Here is a 20,239-nt window from a genome sequence, read left to right on the forward strand (position 1 = left end):
TAGTTTATACTAACGCATGATCGCTGGGAAGAGCACTTCTTTTTTCTTCACATCAATTATTCCACGCTGGGTGATTCGAATAAACGGAAGATGTGTAGCAGATAAAAATAGAATGGAGTAGACAGGATCACCATAAAGGTAACCAAATTCTTTTAATATGTGTTTCAACTCTTTTTCTTGCGCAATTAAATCCTCCATTTTTCCATCATGCATGATTCCTCCTAAGGTCAGGGGAAGTTCAAAGATAATCTCTCCTTCATGCGCCACCACAATTCCACCGCCAAGCTCCTGAAGTCTGCTCGACGCTATAAGTATATCCTTTTTGCTTTTTCCAATATAGACAATATCCCCTGTAGTAGAATAAGAGCTTGCAATTGCCCCTAATTTTTTAGTAAACCCACGAATCGTTGTATTTACCCGCCATTTTCCATTTCTATCAACGAACAACAGGAATGCATCATTGTTTCTTTCTGGCAGACGCTCAATCGTTACATCTGTTCCAATTGCATATGGCTTCATGATGACATCGTTCATCAGATCAAGTCCAATTGGAATGGAGAATTGCAGGTCATTCTCGGTTAACGCCCAATCAAATTCTACCGGGCCAACTCCATGTTTTTTCCAATTCAGTTTAAAAGGAAGGCTTTCTACCTTCTGTTCTTTCTTTATCCATTCTCCACTTGCCAGTACACTGGCAGGATCGGGGTTCTCTTTATCTTCCAATATATTAATATGTGCAACTTTACCAGGTGCAATGCTTCCTAGTTCATTTTCAAACCCGAAATGTTTCGCCGCATTAAAGCTCGCCATACTATACGCGTCTTCTACCGGCACGCCTTTTTCAATTGCAATTTTGATGCAAACATTCATTAATCCATTTTCGTAGAATGCTGGCGTGGAGCCGTCTGTATTCATTGTTAAGCTATCATATGAATGAATTCCTTCAGCCACCAATCCTTCAAGGATCTGCGGCAAATCAGGTCGAATAGATGAGTAACGCAACCCTACATGGTAGCCAAGGCGCAGTCTGGTCATTGCTTCTTCTGCCGTCATCGATTCATGATCAGAAGTTACACCAAGCAGCCTCATTTTATTTAATGTCCTCTCAGATGCCCCCGGCAAGTGACCTTCAATTGGTTTACCTAAACGATTTGCCTCCTGCATCCAGTAAAGAAGCCGGTCATCCCCTCTCATCAGGTTCGGCCAGGCGGTTAGCTCGCCACCTTGAACAACAGATTTGTTATCCAGCCAGGATAATATGGTTTCGCTGTTAAATATGGCGTCTTCCTTCTGCAGCGCAGTTTGCGAATCAAAACGTGCCCACCAGAACATCGAAATAGGCATTTTGTCGAATTGTTTAATTAAAGAAAACGCTTTCTTTCTACTCAAGAGAAACATCCACATTAAGTTATCATTTACTAAAGTAGTTGTACCAAATTTGGCTGCGTGTCTAGCAAGTTCTTCTGGGTTATACAATTGAAATGGGTGAGCATGTGGTTCAATATATCCCGGAACTATATACTTCCCTTCGCAGTCAAGCTGTTCCACACCATGCATTTGATCTGGTATATGATCTCCCACATAAACAATTCGATCATTTAATATCCATATATTCGCTTTCAGCCATTGTTTTGTATACACATTCAAGTAGATTCCATTTGTTAACACTTTTGTTGGCGCAACGCTGCCATCAATGACCGCAACATGTTCCCGTAATTCACGGTTTCGCCAACGATACCCACTATCCACCATAGAACAACTCTCCAATTTTATATTTTCTTTATCGTATCATATTTTACACTTTCACACACTAACGTTTTGGCGCGCGAAAGCAAAAGGAAATAAATGGGGAAGGTACCAGGTACCTCCCCCATTTATTTCCAATTTATGTTGTTTGGCCGATGTCGGTTCGATAGAAGAATTCTTCTGTTTTATCTGTTTTGTTTAATGTTTGATAGACACTGTTTACCGCTTGCCCGATGGTAGCTTTTTTTGCTCCAACAAGTAGAACACGACCGCCATCTGACACTAATTCGTCAGCGTGCTTTTTCGTACCAGCGTGGACAATGTACGCATCTTCAACCGGGTCAATTGCCGGTATGCGAATTCCTTTTTCATACGAGCCTGGATAGCCATTTGATGCGAGCACTACACCTATCGCTGCACTGTTTTCCCATGTTAATTGTGGGTTTTTCCCATCTAAAACATCCAGGAACACCTGCAATAGATCATTTTCCAACAGTGGTAGAACGACTTGCGTCTCCGGGTCACCAAAGCGTGTATTGAATTCAATTACTTTTGGACCATTTTCTGTTTGCATCAGTCCAGCATATAGAATTCCGGTAAAAGGACGCCCCTCTGCCATCATGCCATCTGCTGTCTTTTGCAGTACTTCGCGCGTTGTATATTCCACGATATCAGAAGTAACGTCGGCAACTGGTGCATATGCTCCCATACCACCAGTGTTTGGCCCCTCGTCATCGTCAAATGCTCGTTTGTGATCGCGTGCCGGTAACATTGGATAAACATTTCCTTCTTTAACAAATGCCATCAACGAAAACTCTTTACCTACTAAGCACTCCTCGATTACGATGGTTTCTCCCGCAGCAGCAAATGCTTTATCTACTAGCATGGAGTCCACGGCATCAAGTGCTGTTTCCACGGTTTCTGCGACAACAACGCCTTTTCCTGCAGCAAGGCCGTCCGCTTTAATTACAATAGGCGCTCCGGTACTTCGAATATGATTTTTAGCAGCTTCCGCATCCGTAAATGTTGCGTATCCTGCCGTTGGAATATCATATTTTTGCATGAATTCCTTCGCAAAGCTTTTACTGCCTTCTAATAGTGCCGCTTCCTTTGTTGGGGCAAAAACGCGAAGTCCTTCAGCTTCAAACTGATCTGCAATACCATCAAGTAATGGGTTCTCCGGTCCAACTATTGTTAGTTCAATTTGATTCGTTTTAGCAAAATCAATTAACTTTTCTGTTTCTGTCTCGTTTATATCAATACAAGTAGCCTGCTGAGCAATTCCGCCATTTCCTGGTGCAGCATAAATACCGCTCACACGATCACTTTCAGCTAGTTTCATAATAATACTGTGTTCCCGTCCGCCTTTTCCGATAACTAGTACATTCATAGGAGAACTCCTTTCAGTTAAGCTTTGTTCGTGGTTGCTGTGTTGTGGTGCGCGCGAAAATTGTGGTTGGGTGCGCGATAATCCTGGATCGGTGCGCGACTTTCGTGATCGGGTGCGCGATAATCACAGGTCGGCGCGCGACTTTCGTGATGTGGTGCGCGATAATCACAGGTCGGTGCGCGACTTTCGTGATGTGGTGCGCGATAATCACAGGTCGGTGCGCGACTTTCGTGATGTGGTGCGCGATAATCACAGGTCGGTGCGCGACTTTCGTGATGTGGTGCGCGATAATCCTGATTTTCTGTGCGAATACCGATAAACACCATCAATTTTAATGTTTAAAATGGCGCATTCCTGTGTAGACCATAGCGATGCCATGTTCATCACATACGTCAATGGAATCCTGATCACGCTTGGACCCGCCAGGTTGAATGATTGCAGTAACTCCTGCTTTTACTGCAGCTTCAACCGTATCCGGCATCGGGAAGAATGCATCTGACGCCAGAACTGAATCCGTTGCTTTATCTCCAGCCTGTTTAATTGCTATATGTGCAGCGCCGATTCGGTTCATCTGCCCAGCACCAACGCCTACTGTCTGGTCATCTTTTGCCAAAACAATTGCGTTTGACTTCACATGCTTAACTGCGCGCCATGCAAATAGTAAGTCTGTAACTTCTTTTTCAGAAGGCTTGCGTTTCGTTGGATATGTCCACTCACCTTTGCTTGCCATACCTTTATCCTGATCTTGAACTAATAGACCACCATTTACACTGGTAATCTTTTGGGAATTATTTTCCCCTTTATCCATCGCTACTTCCAGCAATCGAATATTTTTCTTCTCGGTCAATATAGTTAACGCTTCATCTGTGAAGCTTGGTGCGATGACAATCTCAAGGAAAATTTCACGCAATAATACAGCAGTCGCTTCATCTACTGGTCGATTACACGCGACAATTCCGCCAAAAATGGAGATGGAGTCAGCGTCGTAAGCTTTTTTAAATGCATGAACAATTGAATCACTTACACCAATTCCGCATGGGTTCATGTGTTTAACAGCAACCGCAGTTGGTTCTGTGTATTCAGCAATAATTTCAAGCGCTGCATTCGCATCCTGTATGTTGTTGTAGGACAATTCTTTACCGTGCATCTGTTTTGCAGTGGCTAAGCTATATGACGAAGCATGTGCTTGTTTATAAAAAGCCGCCTGCTGATGAGGGTTTTCACCGTAACGAAGGGATTGAACTTTTTCAAAGGTTACCGAATAGGTATCCGGATACTTCTCATCTGTCTGTTCATTAAAATATCCTGCAATTAACGCATCGTATTCTGCAGTATGACGGAAAACTTTAGCAGCTAGTTCGCGTCGTGTGCTTTCATCTAATGCGTCTTCCGTTAATGTAGTTAAAATTTTGGCATAGTCGGCTGGATCAACTACTACTGCAACGTTAGCAAAGTTCTTAGCTGCTGCTCGAAGCATTGTCGGTCCGCCGATATCAATGTTCTCTATTTTGTCAGCGTTGGTTGTAGACTCGTTTGCTAATGTTTCTTTGAATGGATAAAGGTTTACGACAACCAGATCAATCGGTGTGATGTTATGTTCTTCAAGTTGTTTCACATGGTTTTCATTCTTGCGGTCAGCAAGCAATCCTCCATGAACAAATGGATGCAGTGTTTTAACCCGGCCATCCAGTATTTCCGGGAATGCTGTAATATCCTCGACAGCTTTAGCATCTATACCTGCTTGTTTGACTGCTTTCAATGTTCCACCAGTCGAAATGATTTCATATCCAAGATCACTTAAGCCTTTTGCAAAAACTTCAATACCTTCTTTATTGGAAACACTAATTAGTGCACGCTTCGTCATGAAAAAACTCCTCACTCATTTATCTATTAAGTACATGTTTGATTACTTTTGGGTAAAGTCGATGTTCAATTTCCTGAATTCGTTTCTGCAGTGTTTCTTCTGTATCACTCGGCAGTATTTCTATTGCTTCCTGATCAATAATTGGTCCAGTGTCGACACCTTCATCCACATAGTGAATCGTTACACCGGTAGTCAGCGCTCTAGCTCGAAAGGCCTGACCAATCGCGTCCAGTCCAGGATACGCAGGAAGTAATGATGGGTGTATGTTCAGGATTGTGCCTTCAAATGCCTGTAGAATTGTTGATCCGACAATTCGCATATACCCCGCTAAAAAGATCCACTCTACTTTAGCATCCTGAAGAACCGTAACAATTTCCGTTTCGTAGGCTATTTTGCTGGAATATATTTTCGGATCAACTACTTTTACTGGCACCCCAGCACTTTCTGCTTTTTGTAAAACGCCAGCACCAGGTTTGTCACACACAACCAGCACTACTTCACAACCAAGCGCGCCATTTTCATTAGCGTCCAAAATCGCCTGGAAATTACTTCCTGTTCCAGAAGCAAATACAGCTGCTTTGATTTTATTCATTGGTAAAACGAACTCCTTCTTGATCTGATACTGTTCCGATTACTACGGCAGATTCGCCGCTATCCTGTAAAATATCAACTGCAAGATCTGCCTTATCTTTTTCGACAACTACAGCCATACCGATACCCATATTAAATACGCCGAACATATCACGATCTGAAATATCCCCTTGTTTTTGCAAGAAAGAAAAAATTTCAGGTGTGTTCCAGCTGCTTCGATCAATTTCCACACCAAGATTCCCAGGCAGCATTCGTGGGATATTTTCATAGAAACCTCCACCAGTAATATGTGAAATACCTTTTACATCTAGTTGTTTTGTAAGCTTTGAAATAGGTTTTGCATAAATTTTTGTAGGTTCTAATAGAGTTGCTCCTAGTGGCTTTGATAGACCTTGGTAGGTTTGTGTTAAATCCAAATCTGCAACGATCTTTCGCACCAGTGAGTATCCATTGGAATGAATTCCGCTTGACGGAAGTCCAATTATGACGTCATCAGCTTGAATATTTTCTCCAGTGATCAGTTTTGATTTTTCAGCAATACCGACCGCGAATCCAGCTACATCGTATTCATTTTCCTGATACATACCAGGCATTTCAGCAGTTTCACCACCGATCAGCGCTGCACCAGCATCAACGCATCCGTTTGCTACACCGGCAACAATTTGCTCAATCATTTCCGGGTTATTTTTCCCGCATGCGATGTAATCAAGGAAAAATAACGGCTGAGCACCTTGGGCAACAATATCGTTGACACACATACCGACTAAGTCTTTACCAATAGAATCATGTGTATCGAGTTGAAACGCAAGCTTTAGCTTCGTTCCTACCCCATCGGTTCCAGACACGAGCACTGGTTCTTTGTAGCTGAAACCACTTAAGTCAAACAATCCAGCGAATCCACCCACACCACCAAGTACTTCTTTTCGATTCGTTTTGGCAATATGCTTCTTCATTAAATCAACAGCTTGATAGCCTTTTTCAACATCGACTCCAGCATCTCTATACGCGTCAGACATTATGGACCCACCTTTTTAATTTGAAGTTTTGAGTTTGGCTGGTAAACGGTCGGGTTTGGACAGTATTTAACTGAAACCCGACGCTAAACCGCCAACTTCGGACTGTATTTTCACGGAACCCGACTGTATTTCGCCGAAACCCGTTAGAAAAACTCGGCATTCGCCTCGTTTTTAATGGCGAATGCCGAAGTTTTACTTATACCGGCATTTGCTCTAACCGTTTATACTTTCCTTACGTGCTAGTAAACAATTACAAACTAAATTCCAATCGAATTATAGCCTTGTATAGTTAATTTCTGTTTGCCCTTTTTCCTTAACTGGATATTTCCCGGTAAAGCAGGCTGTACAAATTCCTTGATTTGGAACATCTTCACGAACAATAGCACGGGCAAGTCCTTCTTCAGACAAATAAGCAAGGCTGTCCGCACCGATAATTTCTGCAATTTCATCAATTGTATTATTGGCTGCAATTAATTCATCCCGTGTGGACATGTCGATTCCATAATAACAAGGGTGCTGAAGTGGTGGTGATGCAATCCTTACGTGTACTTCTGCTGCTCCAGCTTCTTTTAACATCCGCACAATTCTTCTGCTTGTTGTTCCACGCACAATCGAGTCATCAATCATAACAACACGTTTCCCCTCAACAATTCCTCGAACTGGAGAAAGCTTCATTTTCACACCTTGTTCGCGCAGTTCCTGTGACGGCTGAATAAACGTACGTCCCACATATCTGTTTTTGATAATTCCCATTTCATAAGGAAGACCTGTTTCTTCAGCGTATCCGATGGCAGCTGAAATACTTGAATCCGGGACACCTGTTACAACATCCGCATCAATTGGCGTTTCTTTTGCTAATTCAACGCCCATTTTTTTTCGTGAAGCATGAACGTTTACACGGTTTATATCACTATCAGGTCTTGAAAGATAAACATATTCCATCGCGCACATATTACGCGGTTCCGGTTCGGCAAACTTCCTGGAACGGATACCGTCTTTATTAATGATTAACAGTTCACCAGGCTCCACTTCACGATCAAGCGTTGCACCAACTAAATCGAATGCGCATGATTCTGATGCTGCTAAATAACTGTTACCTAATCTGCCAAGCGATAACGGGCGTAACCCTCTTGGGTCTGCGGCTACATACATCGTATCCTCATCCAGAATGATAAATGCATACGCGCCAACGAGGCTGCGAAGTGCTTCCATAATTGCATCTTCAAAATCTTCTTCTTTACTTCGTTTAATCAGATGTGCTAATACTTCTGTATCTGAAGTGGTTTGCAAAATACTTCCTTCTTGCTCCAGTTCACCGCGAAGCTTATGTGCGTTCATGATGTTTCCATTATGCGCCATAGCAAGACTTCCTTTTTGCGCACGGAATAATAGTGGCTGAACATTATCATATCCACCATCACCTTGCGTAGCATAGCGCACATGACCGATCGCTGCGTTTCCTTGAAGCTCGTCAAATTTAGCATGCTTGAAGACGTCGTTCACTAGTCCTAGACCTTTATGCAATTTAAGCTTTTTTCCATCACTTGTTACCACACCAGCACCGTCCTGACCTCTGTGCTGTAAGGCGTGTAAACCATAGTACGTGATTTCTGCTGCCTTTTCGTGACCCCATATTCCAAATACACCACATTCTTCGTTTATGCCTTTGATTTCAGCAAGCATGGAATAGCTCCTCTCCATAAAGATTGAAGTGTTGTAGCCTCTTGATTCATTACTTCTCCTGCAGTTGATTTCACGACGTATTTCCCGTCGTTTGTTACAACGCCAATTTGATTTGCATCCTTCACGCTAGCTTCAAACTTCTCTTTATCAGCAGGATTTACCGATACTAAAAATCTGGATTGTGTTTCACTGAACAATTCAACTGTTGCGTCAGAACCTATCGACACTTCAGCACCAAGTCCTTTGTCTGTAAACACACTCTCCGCAAGTGCAACTCCAAGTCCTCCTTCAGCTAAATCATGTGCAGAAGTAACCAGACCTTGACGAATTGCAGCGAGCAATTGATTTTGGCGTTCTTTTTCTACTGTCAGATCAATATGTGGAGCTTTTCCGGAATACTTACCTTCGATTACATTTTGCAGTTCACTTCCACCAAATTCAGGCTTCGTTTTACCAATAAGATAAATGAGATCGTCAGCGTTTTGGAAGTAGCTTGGTGTAAGATGGTCAAGCGACTCAACCAATCCAACCATCCCTACTACCGGAGTTGGGAAAATTGATTTGCCTCTTGATTGGTTATACAACGAAACATTTCCACTGATTACAGGCGTCGCAAGCTCGTTACACGCTGCACTCATGCCTTCAACACTTTTCTCCATTTGCCAAAATACTTCTGGATTTGTTGGGTTTCCAAAATTCAATCCATCGGTTAATCCAAGTGGACGTGCTCCAGAACATACGATGTTACGTGCCGCTTCGGCAACAGCTATTTTCCCGCCTGTTTCCGGGTCTAAATAAATATACCGAGAGTTACAATCGGTCGTAATTGCGAGTGCTTTGTTTGTGCCTTTTATACGCACCACCGCTGCATCCGACCCTGGTGCCACAACCGTATTTGTTTGTACCATGGAATCATATTGATCATATACATATTCTTTACTTGCGATTGTTGGCTGCTGCAGTAATTTCTTCAGCATTTCTGCATGATCTTCTACAGCTGGAGTCGTTACTGGCTGTTTTTGAAATTCCTTAAAATATGCCGCTTCTTTTGATGGCATATTGTAAACCGGCGCTTCCTCAGCCAGCGCGTCAACTGGAATATCTGCAACAACATTTCCATGCTGCTTCAAGCGGAAGGTTTTTTCTTCAATTACTTCCCCGACAGCTACAGCTTGCAGTCCAAATTTTTCAAAAATATCAATGATCTCCTGTTCCTGTCCTTTTTTCGCAACAAGCAGCATCCGCTCCTGCGATTCAGAAAGCATCAGCTCATACGCGTTCATGTTTTCTTCGCGCTGTGGAACAAGATCCAGATTCATTTCCATACCGGTACCAGCTTTACTTGCCATTTCACTCGCTGAAGACGTAAGGCCAGCTGCACCCATATCCTGCATGCCAACAAGCGCGTCACAATGGATTACTTCTAAACAAGCTTCAATTAAAAGTTTCTCCATAAATGGATCGCCAACTTGAACGGCTGGACGATCTTTATTCGCGTCCTCCGCCAAATCGTCTGATGCAAATGTTGCGCCGTGAATGCCGTCGCGTCCTGTTGCCGCTCCAGCATAAATCACCGTATTACCAATACCTGCAGCAATTCCTTTTTGGATATCCTTATGATCAATTAGACCAACACACATTGCGTTTACTAACGGATTGTCCTCATAGCTATCGTCAAATTGAACTTCGCCACCGACTGTCGGCACGCCAACACAGTTACCATAACCAGCAATTCCATGAACAACTTCTCTGAAAAGATACTTTACACGCTCCGTGGTCAAGTTTCCGAACCGCAGCGAATTCATCAATGCTACCGGACGAGCCCCCATCGAGAAGACATCGCGGATAATACCGCCAACACCAGTTGCTGCACCTTGATATGGTTCAACTGCTGATGGATGGTTATGACTTTCCACTTTGAAAACTACTGCCTGTTCGTCGCCGATATCAATAATTCCAGCGCCTTCTCCTGGTCCCTGAAGGACGTGTGGAGCTTTTGTCGGGAATTTAGCTAATAACGGTTTTGACGTTTTGTAGCTGCAATGCTCAGACCACATAACGGAGAAGATGCCCGTTTCAGTGAAATTCGGACGACGGTTTAAAATCGTTTTAACCATTCCGAATTCGTCATCACTTAAGCCCATTCCCTGGTAAAGCTTGTCTTCTTCTATTTTTTCAGGATTGATTTCATGCGTTAGCAACATGTGATTCCCTCCAATTGTTCACGATTGATTGAAAAAGTTTCACACCGTCAGCACTGCCAAGAAGTTCTTCAACTGCCCGCTCTGGATGTGGCATCATTCCAAGTACATTTCCTTCTTTATTCATGATTCCTGCAATGTCCGCTACCGAACCATTTGGATTATTTTTATAGGTGAATACGATTTGATTGTTTTGCTGTAATTCTTTTAATGTAGCTTCATCACAAAAATAGTTTCCTTCGCCGTGTGCAATCGGATAACGAACAACCGCATCTTTTTCATAGCTGCTCGTAAACATTGTCGTGTTATTTATAACCTGCAACGGCTCCTGATGACACATAAACGCAAGGTTTTTATTCCGAAGCATCGCACCCGGAAGCAGTCCCGCTTCGAGTAAAATTTGAAATCCGTTACAGATTCCAAGTACCGGCTTTCCTTTTTCAGCGTGTGCTTTAATTTGCTTCATAATCGATGATGTAGCTGCAACCGATCCTGAACGCAGGTAATCACCATAGGAAAATCCGCCAGGCAATAAAATGGCATCGTAATTTTCAAGGTTACTATTTTGATACCATACTAAATCGGTATCTTCCTGGATGATATCTTTAACTGCATGATACATGTCTCGGTCACAATTCGAACCTGGAAAAACTACGACGGCAAATTTCACGATTGAACAGCCTCCTCCACATCAAATCGAAAGTCTTCAATAACCGGATTTGCAAGTAATTGGTCACACATAGCTTTTATTCGTTCGTCGAGGTTCTCTTTATCGTCAATTTTCAGTTCGATAAATTTACCTACGCGCGCTTCCTCTACCTCTTCATACCCTAATGAATGCAATGAAGTTTGAATAGCCTTACCTTGCGGGTCAAGAACCCCTTGCTTTAATGTGATATAAACCGTTACTTTTTTCATCATCTTTCCTCCAGTCGATGTAGGATCTCTTTATAAACCACCAGTAAATCGCCAATACCTTGACGAAAAACATCTTTATCCATTTTTGCTTGTGTATCACGGTCCCATAATCTGCACGTATCAGGTGAAATCTCATCAGATAATACAATCTCTCCGCTTTTCAGACGGCCAAATTCCAGTTTGAAATCAACCAGCGTTATGTTAATTTCATTGAAAAGCTTCTGCAGTACTGTGTTAATTTCAAGCGTCATCTTTTTAATTGCAGCCAGATCCTGTTCGCTAGCGTCAGATAGAAAAAGTGCGTGCTCGTCATTAATCAGCGGATCTCCGAGCGAATCGTCTTTATAAAATAATTCAACAAGTGGCGGGTTAAATGGTGTTTTCTCTTTAATTCCCAACCGTTTCGTAATGCTGCCTGTAGCCATATTGCGAACAACCACTTCAATCGGAATAATTTTTGTTTCATATACAAGCTGTTCCGTTTCATTTAACTTTTCGATAAAATGTGATGGAATGTTCTGTTCCGCCAGATAGTCAAAAATATATGATGATATTTCATTGTTCAATCGGCCTTTTCCGTCAAAGCTATCCTTTTTCTCGCCATTAAACGCTGTCGCATCATTCTTATACGATAAAACAAGTTGTTCCTGATTATCCTTTAAGCGAAAAACCTTTTTCGCTTTTCCTTCATACATCAATTCACCCTTCATCATCGTCACCTCACGAAAGTCCAATTCGGTCAAAAATCTGATCTACATTTTTCAAATGATACGTATAGTCAAAGCAATCATCGATTTCCGATTCACTCAGCATGCTTGTAAATCGTTCGTCACTTTCAATTAACTGTCTGAAGTGTGTTTCTGTTTCCCACGCCTGCATCGCTGTAGGCTGTACAATATCGTAAGCTTCTTCACGCGCCATTCCTTTAGTAATTAGGGAAAGCAAGACACGTTGTGAAAAGATAACACCGTGTGTACGATCAATATTGCGTTTCATATTTTCCGGGAAAACGGTTAAATTTTTCACGATATTGGAGAAGCGATTTAACATATAGTTCAGCGCGATTGTCGCGTCAGGCAATATCACACGTTCCGCAGATGAATGCGAAATATCACGTTCGTGCCATAGTGAAACATTTTCGTACGATGTCATCATATATCCACGTAATACGCGTGCCATTCCAGTCATATTTTCCGATCCGATTGGGTTACGTTTGTGCGGCATTGCAGAAGATCCCTTTTGACCTTTTGCAAAAAACTCTTCCGCTTCACGTGTTTCTGTTTTTTGCAGTCCACGAATTTCTGTAGCGAACTTTTCAATCGATGTTCCAATTAATGCAAGCGTCCCTACATACTCTGCATGACGGTCACGCTGTAACGTCTGTGTGGATACCGGTGCTGGCTGCAGCTCCAGTTTCTCACATACGTATCTTTCTACAGATGGATCGATATTTGCATACGTTCCAACTGCACCGGATAATTTACCGAATTCAATTCCTGCAGCAGCGTGTTCAAAGCGCTCCAGGTTACGTTTCATCTCTTCATACCATAATGCCAGCTTTAAGCCGAATGTAGTAGGCTCTGCATGTACACCATGTGTACGTCCCATCATAACGGTATGTTTATGTTCAATTGCTTTATCTTTTAAGATCTGTACAAAGTTCGTCAGGTCCTTACGTATAATTACATTTGCCTGCTTCAACTGGTAAGAAAGTGCTGTGTCAACGACGTCTGTTGACGTTAATCCATAATGTACCCATTTGCGTTCGTCGCCAAGCGTCTCGGATACCGCGCGCGTAAACGCTACCACATCATGGCGTGTCTCTTGTTCAATCTCATAAATCCGATTCATATCAAACGATGCTTTTTCGCGCATTACCTTAACGTCTTCAGCCGGAATGATACCAAGTTCACTCCAAGCCTCACAAGCTAATATCTCCACTTCCAGCCATGCCTTAAATTTATTTTCTTCTGTCCAAATACTTCCCATTTCTTCGCGTGTGTAACGTTCTATCATTATTTTTCCCCCTCATAAGCTGCAACTTGCTGGTTAACTGTTTCTGCTGTATCTGCAATGAATGTGATGTGTCCCATTTTCCGTTTCTCTTTTACTGCATCTTTACCATAGAGGTGGATATAACCGTCACCAGAAATCGACATATGCTTCAATGCCTGATCCATATTCTCCCCTAAAATATTTACCATAATAGATGGCTGCAATAATTCTACTTTCGCTAGTGGCAGGCCACAAACCGCTCGAATGTGCTGACCAAATTGTGAAATATTGCAAGCTTCTATCGTGTAATGTCCTGAATTGTGTGGACGTGGAGCCATTTCGTTCAAGTAAATATCATCCCCGCTTACAAACATCTCAATAGCAAATGTACCAACAATATTCATTTTTTCGGATAGTTTAATGGTTGCATCAATTGCTTTATGTTTAACTGTGTCACTGATGCTCGCTGGAACGGTAGTTTGATAAAGGATATGATGTTTATGTTCATTTTCGCCAATTGGGAAAAATTCGAATTCGCCGCTTTGCGCACGTGTGAACACGACTGAAATTTCTTTATCAAATGTCACCCACTGCTCAATGATGCAGTGCTGATGCTTGTCCGCAAACGCTGCCGCTTCATCGATATCTGCTTCACTTGTTAACTTAACCTGTCCTTTGCCGTCATATCCGCCACGACAGGTTTTAATTACAGCAGGATACGTAATATTTTCTAATGCTGACTTACATTCCGACCCATTTTTCACAATGAAAAACTCTGGAACAGGCAGCTCGGCGTCACGCATTACTTGCTTTTCTTTTTCACGGTTCTGGGTAATCTCAAGCGCGAGCGCTCCTTGCGGCAGTTTTCCTTTTTCTTCTATATAAGTAGCAGCTGCCAGATCCACATTTTCAAATTCATATGTGATGACATCGCTAATTTCCGTTAATTCCTTAATTGCATCCATATTGTCATAGGCAGCGGTAATTTGTTTATCTGAAACCTGCGCAGTTGGACAATTTGGCGTTGGATCGAGTACAGCAACCTGATAGCCCATGTACTTCGCCGCCACAGCCATCATTCTTCCAAGCTGTCCTCCACCAATAATTCCAATTGTTTTAGGTGGTAAAATTGCGTTATTTTTTTTCAAGATCAGCCCTCATTTCTTCCACGCTTGCCTGCATTTTTTCGCGATACGCCGTTAATTGATCTGCCACTTTCGGGTCAAACGCTCCAATCATTTGTGCAGCAAGGATCCCTGCATTCTTCGCTCCTGATTTCCCAATTGCTACTGTAGCGGTAGGAACGCCACCAGGCATTTGTACAATAGATAATAGGGAATCAAGTCCACTCAACGCTTTGCTCTGCACAGGTACTCCAATCACTGGCAGTGTGGTTTGTGATGCGACCATTCCAGGTAAGTGCGCTGCACCGCCTGCTCCAGCGATGATAACTTTCAATCCACGATCTCGAGCAGTTTTAGCATATTCGAACATTTTGTCAGGTGTACGATGTGCCGAAATTACATCTTTTTCATACGGAATTTTAAGTTCGTCAAGGACGTTACACGTATGCTCCATTGTCTCCCAATCAGAAATACTTCCCATGATCACGCCTACCATTGCCATAAAATCCCTCTTTCTCATTTCATTAATAAACGCATAGTATATAATCAATTAAAAAAGTCTATTCATCTCCCTCAGTTATGAGAGAAGATGAATAGACCTATCTTTAGCACATTAAAACGGACCATTGCCTATGTGCAACGATTCATCTTCCCTCATAGTCCAGCATTTACGGTGCCGGGTAGAAACTTCTGAGCCATATTCTCAGCGATATATGAGGAAACGTATTCATTTGTAGTTTAAGAATAACAAATATCGCTAGTCTATGTCAATAAATATCGAACGATTATCATTACATAATAATAAACGTTCGGATTTTGATGTGCTGTAATAATTCCCCTTCTGATTTTTGGAAAGACTATTTAAAGTTATAATATAACTGTATTACAAATCTATCGACAGTCTAATACCGTTGAAAATCTTTTTCATTTAAGTTTGATATTCAAAACAAAATCCTAAGTTCAGAATTCTATGCTGAACTTAGGATTTGATATTTTAATCACAAATCTTATAATAAATGTATCTAACAGAGCAACTATTTTCTTATTTTGTAAACAAATGTATCTGACTTAGTTAGGTTTGTCCTTGCTGAATTAGAATATTCATAAGTAACTTCTTTTCCATAATAGTAATAATTATCTTGTGCTTGATAAATTTTTGTAGTGTAGTATCTTCTGCTTGGTGGATTGTGAAACGTATTAAATATTGCAGATCCCGCGGCAGCTCCCCATATACTTTTAGCGAGTTTGGCAGGTGTTACCGCTGCAACATACTGAAAGATCCATTCTGATGAGGTATCAACAAATGCAGAGGAAGCATTAAAACTATCAATAAAATAATAATTCATATTCCCTTCTCTAGGTATATATAATGGTGAGATTGGATTACTTCCATTCATAGTATACAAATTTGGTGCATCTCCCTCTAAATGCGGAGTAACATCCATACCCCCTTCATTGATAACGGTTTTAGAAATAGGGGTATTGTTTTCATACTCAACAGTAACTTGTAACGTATCCGCTTCATAACTGGCGGTTGTGCTAAAGTTATCACCCGACGTAGCCAATACACTTTTCAAAGGTAAACCTCCAACTATTGATAGGGTTAACCCAAAGAAAATTAAAATGCAAAAAACACTATTCACATTATTCTTCCTCCTCAAAATATTAAGATAAATATTATTATATATTATTAATACTAGTTTAAAATAGTCATAAATACCCATTTTATCCAATTTATCTATTATATTTTAACTTTTGTGTTAATATATATTTATTTAATTGGTTTATTTTAGAGGAGAAGGATAATATGCATAATAAAGAAGAAATAAACAATAAACGAACCAACATTTTCACAATAATTATAGCGGTTATCTCTATCTTTGTTTTACTAACAGATAAACTATTTGTTTCAATAAATGGAATTGGATTTATTATTTTTTCAATACTATGTATAGGGTTAGGGTTATTCAACCGACATTCTCTAGGTAAAATTATCTTTATTGTTGTATATTATCTGTTATTCCTAACTATCTATGTTACTGAATAAAATTTTTCGGGTGATAATGTGGACAACTCTGTAAAAACAAAATAAAAACCTCGTGATGCCCATTATACCTTTGTTAGTGATTGGATTTCCGCATTGTAGCTAGGGCAAAGCAGCGTTTGTTATATTAAAAATGCTGTGATATTATTCGATTGAAAATCGTTTTCAACTGATCTGGCGATTTATTCTACAGGTGTTTATCTGCTATAAGCATAAAAAAGAGCAGGCAAACAGCCCGCTCTTACTAGTCTTTCGGTATAAATTCTTCACCTGTTCCTGGATTGTTCTTCTTTCCCAGTTTTCCTTTTCGGACCTGTTTGACCCAGAATCCTCCGACAATCTGTTTCGGTTCATAGGATATCGTAAAAGCTTTCGGGTCTATTTTTTGAATCGACTCATACAACTTCCATTCATATTTTCGAGGTGTTAAAATTTGCATAGCTAAACGGTCGCCTTCCATTCCGTAAGCATACCAGCTCGTAACACCATAGCCTAAATCTCTCAGTTTTCGTGTAAACTCGATGTTTGGATCGGAAGAAACAACATTCACCGTGATATATCCAAGTGCAAGCTTTTCTTCAATTTTCGATCCAACAATAATACCTAATCCAAAACCTACCGCATATGCGACCAGGTTCTGAATCTCATCTAAATTATCAAGCACTAATCCGAGTCCAATTACATATACAACGACTTCAAACATACTTATGAAGGCAGAAATATATTGTCGACCTTTCAGTGTCAATATCATTCGAAGTGTATATAAGGAAACATAAATAACGTTTACAACTAAAATAATACCAACCATTACATACGCATTTTCAAGCAATCCAAAACCCTCCATTAATTAACTTTAACTTGCTGCAGACAATGCATTTACATTAATCTGCTGCATTCGGTCCATATACCCGATTTGCTATAGAAGATCTATGTCCGCTTAACCGTTTGCTGAGTGTCTGTTTCCAATTTGGAGCAAGTAACTCACACGAAGCGAGTGCCTCAGCCTGAATCAAATCATCTTTCTTTACATGCATTATTTCATTACAAGCTGCAATCGTCCATTGTGGATAATGTCGCTCTACAAGATTCATTTTACTCTCACTTTGAATAAAACCTTCTTTTAATACTCGAAAATACCAGCCGGTTCGCCCACTGTTTTGAATTTGCAGCGCCAAATCCATTACACGGAATCTGCGCGCTGGTTTCCAGCAAGGCTGCCTTGGCTGCGCTATTTGAATGATTGCGTCGCCAATTTCAAACGTATCGCCGATACAAGCAGAATACTCGTCAACCTCCTGTAAAGCAAGATTTTCTCCCATCGCACCAATTCCGATTTCGTTTGTATCAAGCTCTTTTTGCCAAAACGTATAGTGATTTATTGGATACGCGAAGACTGCTTTCTCAGGACCACCGTGATTCTTTTTATCTGCTACTTCATCATGTTCAAGACCAGATATACTTAGCCAACAATTCCCTGCCACTTCCTTTTTAAACATACCACTTTCCCATGGCTTATCTAAACGATTACTAGCATCTGGATTACCTAATTTCTTTACTTTTCCGGTTAAAATTTTATGTATATACGGAGCATTCATCGTGCCAGCCACTCCTTTTTTATGATATAGTTGTTGGACTTAACTAAAATTATAATTCTCTTCTATTAATTATACAAATAAAGGATTGATTTTATGGTAAAAGAATTACAAAAGGCAACATTTGCCGGGGGATGCTTCTGGTGTATGGTAAAACCATTTGATAAATGGGACGGGGTTCACGCAGTTGTTTCCGGTTATACCGGCGGACACGTCGATAACCCGACGTATGAAGTTGTTAAAGCGGGAGAAACCGGACATTACGAAGCGGTTGAGATTACCTTTGATCCAGAAATCATTACATACGAAACAATCATCACAATTTTTTGGCAGCAAATTGATCCTACAGATGCTGGGGGCCAATTTCACGATCGCGGCGATTCTTACCGCACTGCAATTTTCCACCATAATGACAAGCAGAAAATGTTTGCTGAATCATCAAAAGAAGATTTAGAACAAAGCGGAAAATTCAAGAAACCAATTGTCACAAAAATCTTACCTGCCACAACCTTTTATCCAGCCGAGGATTACCATCAGGACTTTTACAAAACAAATGAACAGGAATATAAAAAAGACCGGGCTAAATCCGGCCGTGATGAGTTCATTGAAGAAGTGTGGCAAAACGATTAAACTTCCTGACAAAATTTTATTCTTATTTCTATTAACTACTAGGTTAGGAGGTCTGTATATTGACTAAACATAATTCGTTGGTTCCACTGAAAATGCTATTATTCAGCTTTCACGCTTCAAACACAATTATCATTAGTTTTTTACCACTGTATCTGCAGTATAAAGGATTAGAAGGTACGGAAATTGGATGGGTATTAGCAGTCGGGCCACTGGCATCCATTTTTGCCCAGCCCTTTTGGGGTTACATGAGTGATAAATATAAAACCGTCAAATACACACTATTAATATGCATTATAGGTCTCCTCATAAGTAGTGTACTATTCTTTCAGACGAATGGTTTAATTGCCATTATCCTAATGGGAGCAGTCTTTTATTTCTTCACCTCACCCATTGGCGCACTTGGTGACAGCCTTGCTCAAAGAAGATCAGATGATCTGAATGTTTCCTTTGGCGGTATTCGGATGTGGGGATCCATTGGATTTGCCTCTTCCTCATTAATTGTCGGCGAGGTATTATCTTCCGTGGGAATTCAGTACATGATTTGGCCATATCTATTTTTCGGGGTAGTAGCACTATTAGTTATTTTTCGGCTTACCGACGTTAAAGTCGAATCAGATCCAATTCAGTTAAAAGATGTACGACAGATTATTACCAATAAGCCGTTTATCATCTTTCTTGGAATTATTATGTTTATATCAATTTCTCACCGAGCAAATGATAGTTATATTGGCTTATACATATCACAGCTAGGTGGAAGTGAAGGCTTAATTGGACTAGCTTGGTTTGTCGGCGTTGCAAGTGAGGCGGTAGTTTTTGCATTTGCTGGTAAATGGTTTAGAAAATATCATTCATTAGTGTTTATCATTTTTGCTGGGGCAGTTTACAGCTTGAGGTGGTTCGTCTATGCATCAATCGAGGACCCTCTTTACATTATTGCGCTTCAGTTTCTGCATGGAATAACTTTCGGGGTTTTCTACTTGGCTTCATTCCAATACATTTCACGGCTAATCCCATCGCTTCTGCAATCAACGGGTCACCTGGTGTTTTTCGCAGTATTCTTTGGCGTTTCAGGGATTATCGGGTCTCTTCTAGGAGGTTCTTTACTCGATGCATTCGGCGGCGATGTGTTATATACCGTAATCGGTTGTTTCTCATTGACCGGAACAATTTTGCTCACACTATATCATCTACTGCCTTATGGAAAAACAGTATAGTAAGAATATAATAATCCGAACGAAGCTTTCGACTTCGTTCGGATTATTTGCTGTAAAAAAATTCTTATCACCACTCGTCAAAATACTTCGCTTAATATCTGCGCTAAATTATATTTCATTACGTTCGGTATTTAAGTTACCCATCAACTTTAGTAGACTGAAAAATGCAGGTGCTTCATTATATGGTATCCTGTGCAAAAAGAAATGTTCACTGAAAAAGTGGTGGATATT

General features: G+C 40.9%; 20 protein-coding genes and 1 riboswitch. Of the genes, 4 read left to right on the forward strand and 16 right to left on the reverse strand.

The window, feature by feature from the left end:
* Positions 1-9 precede the first annotated feature (9 nt).
* Together VBD025_RS00970 and purD are read right to left on the reverse strand one after the other, a co-directional pair.
* Entirely contained in the window at positions 10-1,752 is a 1,743-nt protein-coding gene (locus VBD025_RS00970) for an adenine deaminase C-terminal domain-containing protein (RefSeq protein WP_430788436.1), read from the reverse strand.
* Between the two features lie 133 nt (positions 1,753-1,885).
* A complete protein-coding gene (gene purD, locus VBD025_RS00975) occupies positions 1,886-3,136 on the reverse strand; it encodes a phosphoribosylamine--glycine ligase (protein WP_430788438.1) in 1,251 nt (416 codons plus the stop codon).
* Between the two features lie 70 nt (positions 3,137-3,206).
* Here purD and VBD025_RS00980 point away from each other — a divergent pair, with 70 nt between their 5' ends.
* On the forward strand, positions 3,207-3,455 hold the full coding sequence (locus tag VBD025_RS00980; RefSeq protein ID WP_430788440.1) for a hypothetical protein: 249 nt from the start codon (positions 3,207-3,209) through the stop codon (positions 3,453-3,455).
* 12 nt (positions 3,456-3,467) lie between these two features.
* Here VBD025_RS00980 and purH read toward each other — a convergent pair whose 3' ends face one another.
* The 12 genes from purH to VBD025_RS01040 all read right to left on the reverse strand — a co-directional run bounded on the left by purH (position 3,468) and on the right by VBD025_RS01040 (position 16,171).
* Positions 3,468-5,000, reverse strand: a complete 1,533-nt coding sequence (gene purH, locus VBD025_RS00985) for a bifunctional phosphoribosylaminoimidazolecarboxamide formyltransferase/IMP cyclohydrolase (RefSeq protein ID WP_430788442.1) — start codon at positions 4,998-5,000, stop codon at positions 3,468-3,470.
* 19 nt (positions 5,001-5,019) lie between these two features.
* Positions 5,020-5,592, reverse strand: coding sequence for a phosphoribosylglycinamide formyltransferase (gene purN / locus VBD025_RS00990; RefSeq protein ID WP_430788444.1), 573 nt, complete (start codon positions 5,590-5,592; stop codon positions 5,020-5,022).
* Positions 5,585-6,607, reverse strand: coding sequence for a phosphoribosylformylglycinamidine cyclo-ligase (gene purM / locus VBD025_RS00995; RefSeq protein WP_430788446.1), 1,023 nt, complete (start codon positions 6,605-6,607; stop codon positions 5,585-5,587). The genes purN and purM overlap by 8 nt, the downstream gene beginning before the upstream one ends.
* Before the next feature lie 273 nt (positions 6,608-6,880).
* Positions 6,881-8,290 (reverse strand): amidophosphoribosyltransferase, encoded by a 1,410-nt coding sequence (gene purF / locus VBD025_RS01000; protein ID WP_430788448.1) that lies wholly within the window; start codon positions 8,288-8,290, stop codon positions 6,881-6,883.
* A complete protein-coding gene (gene purL, locus VBD025_RS01005) occupies positions 8,266-10,494 on the reverse strand; it encodes a phosphoribosylformylglycinamidine synthase subunit PurL (RefSeq protein ID WP_430788450.1) in 2,229 nt (742 codons plus the stop codon). The genes purF and purL overlap by 25 nt, the downstream gene beginning before the upstream one ends.
* Positions 10,478-11,161, reverse strand: a complete 684-nt coding sequence (gene purQ, locus VBD025_RS01010) for a phosphoribosylformylglycinamidine synthase subunit PurQ (RefSeq protein WP_430788452.1) — start codon at positions 11,159-11,161, stop codon at positions 10,478-10,480. The genes purL and purQ overlap by 17 nt, the downstream gene beginning before the upstream one ends.
* The gene (gene purS / locus VBD025_RS01015; RefSeq protein ID WP_430788454.1) at positions 11,158-11,409 is read right to left on the reverse strand and encodes a phosphoribosylformylglycinamidine synthase subunit PurS; all 252 of its coding nucleotides are present in this window, start codon (positions 11,407-11,409) and stop codon (positions 11,158-11,160) included. Before purS ends, purQ begins: the two co-directional genes overlap by 4 nt.
* Positions 11,409-12,119 carry a phosphoribosylaminoimidazolesuccinocarboxamide synthase gene (gene purC / locus VBD025_RS01020; RefSeq protein ID WP_430791218.1) on the reverse strand — a complete coding sequence of 237 codons (711 nt, stop codon included), beginning with the start codon at positions 12,117-12,119 and terminating at the stop codon, positions 11,409-11,411. Before purC ends, purS begins: the two co-directional genes overlap by 1 nt.
* A 10-nt stretch (positions 12,120-12,129) precedes the next feature.
* The gene (purB, locus tag VBD025_RS01025) at positions 12,130-13,425 is read right to left on the reverse strand and encodes an adenylosuccinate lyase (RefSeq protein ID WP_430788456.1); all 1,296 of its coding nucleotides are present in this window, start codon (positions 13,423-13,425) and stop codon (positions 12,130-12,132) included.
* On the reverse strand, positions 13,425-14,552 hold the full coding sequence (purK, locus tag VBD025_RS01030; RefSeq protein ID WP_430788458.1) for a 5-(carboxyamino)imidazole ribonucleotide synthase: 1,128 nt from the start codon (positions 14,550-14,552) through the stop codon (positions 13,425-13,427). Before purK ends, purB begins: the two co-directional genes overlap by 1 nt.
* A complete protein-coding gene (gene purE, locus VBD025_RS01035) occupies positions 14,539-15,030 on the reverse strand; it encodes a 5-(carboxyamino)imidazole ribonucleotide mutase (protein WP_430788460.1) in 492 nt (163 codons plus the stop codon). Before purE ends, purK begins: the two co-directional genes overlap by 14 nt.
* Positions 15,031-15,165: 135 nt before the next feature.
* A riboswitch (purine riboswitch) is annotated at positions 15,166-15,265 on the reverse strand.
* A 297-nt stretch (positions 15,266-15,562) separates the two neighbouring features.
* Positions 15,563-16,171, reverse strand: a complete 609-nt coding sequence (locus VBD025_RS01040; protein ID WP_430788462.1) for a hypothetical protein — start codon at positions 16,169-16,171, stop codon at positions 15,563-15,565.
* Between the two features lie 164 nt (positions 16,172-16,335).
* Between VBD025_RS01040 and VBD025_RS01045 the strand changes: the two genes are divergently transcribed.
* A complete protein-coding gene (locus VBD025_RS01045; protein WP_430788464.1) occupies positions 16,336-16,575 on the forward strand; it encodes a hypothetical protein in 240 nt (79 codons plus the stop codon).
* A gap of 241 nt (positions 16,576-16,816) precedes the next feature.
* On the opposite strand, the gene VBD025_RS01050 is transcribed toward VBD025_RS01045, so the two are convergent.
* Entirely contained in the window at positions 16,817-17,401 is a 585-nt protein-coding gene (locus VBD025_RS01050) for a DUF2179 domain-containing protein (protein WP_430788466.1), read from the reverse strand.
* A 52-nt stretch (positions 17,402-17,453) separates the two neighbouring features.
* A complete protein-coding gene (locus VBD025_RS01055; protein ID WP_430788468.1) occupies positions 17,454-18,167 on the reverse strand; it encodes an MOSC domain-containing protein in 714 nt (237 codons plus the stop codon).
* Positions 18,168-18,260: 93 nt separating this feature from the next.
* Here VBD025_RS01055 and msrA point away from each other — a divergent pair, with 93 nt between their 5' ends.
* Both msrA and VBD025_RS01065 read left to right on the forward strand, forming a co-directional pair.
* Complete coding sequence (msrA, locus tag VBD025_RS01060; RefSeq protein ID WP_430788470.1) at positions 18,261-18,794, forward strand: peptide-methionine (S)-S-oxide reductase MsrA; 534 nt, start codon at positions 18,261-18,263, stop codon at positions 18,792-18,794.
* 59 nt (positions 18,795-18,853) lie between these two features.
* The gene (locus VBD025_RS01065) at positions 18,854-20,008 is read left to right on the forward strand and encodes an MFS transporter (RefSeq protein ID WP_430788472.1); all 1,155 of its coding nucleotides are present in this window, start codon (positions 18,854-18,856) and stop codon (positions 20,006-20,008) included.
* The last annotated feature ends 231 nt before the right edge of the window (positions 20,009-20,239 follow it).

Origin of the sequence: Virgibacillus flavescens (assembly GCF_050574275.1) — a bacterium.
Taxonomy (GTDB): domain Bacteria; phylum Bacillota; class Bacilli; order Bacillales; family Amphibacillaceae; genus Virgibacillus_F; species Virgibacillus_F flavescens.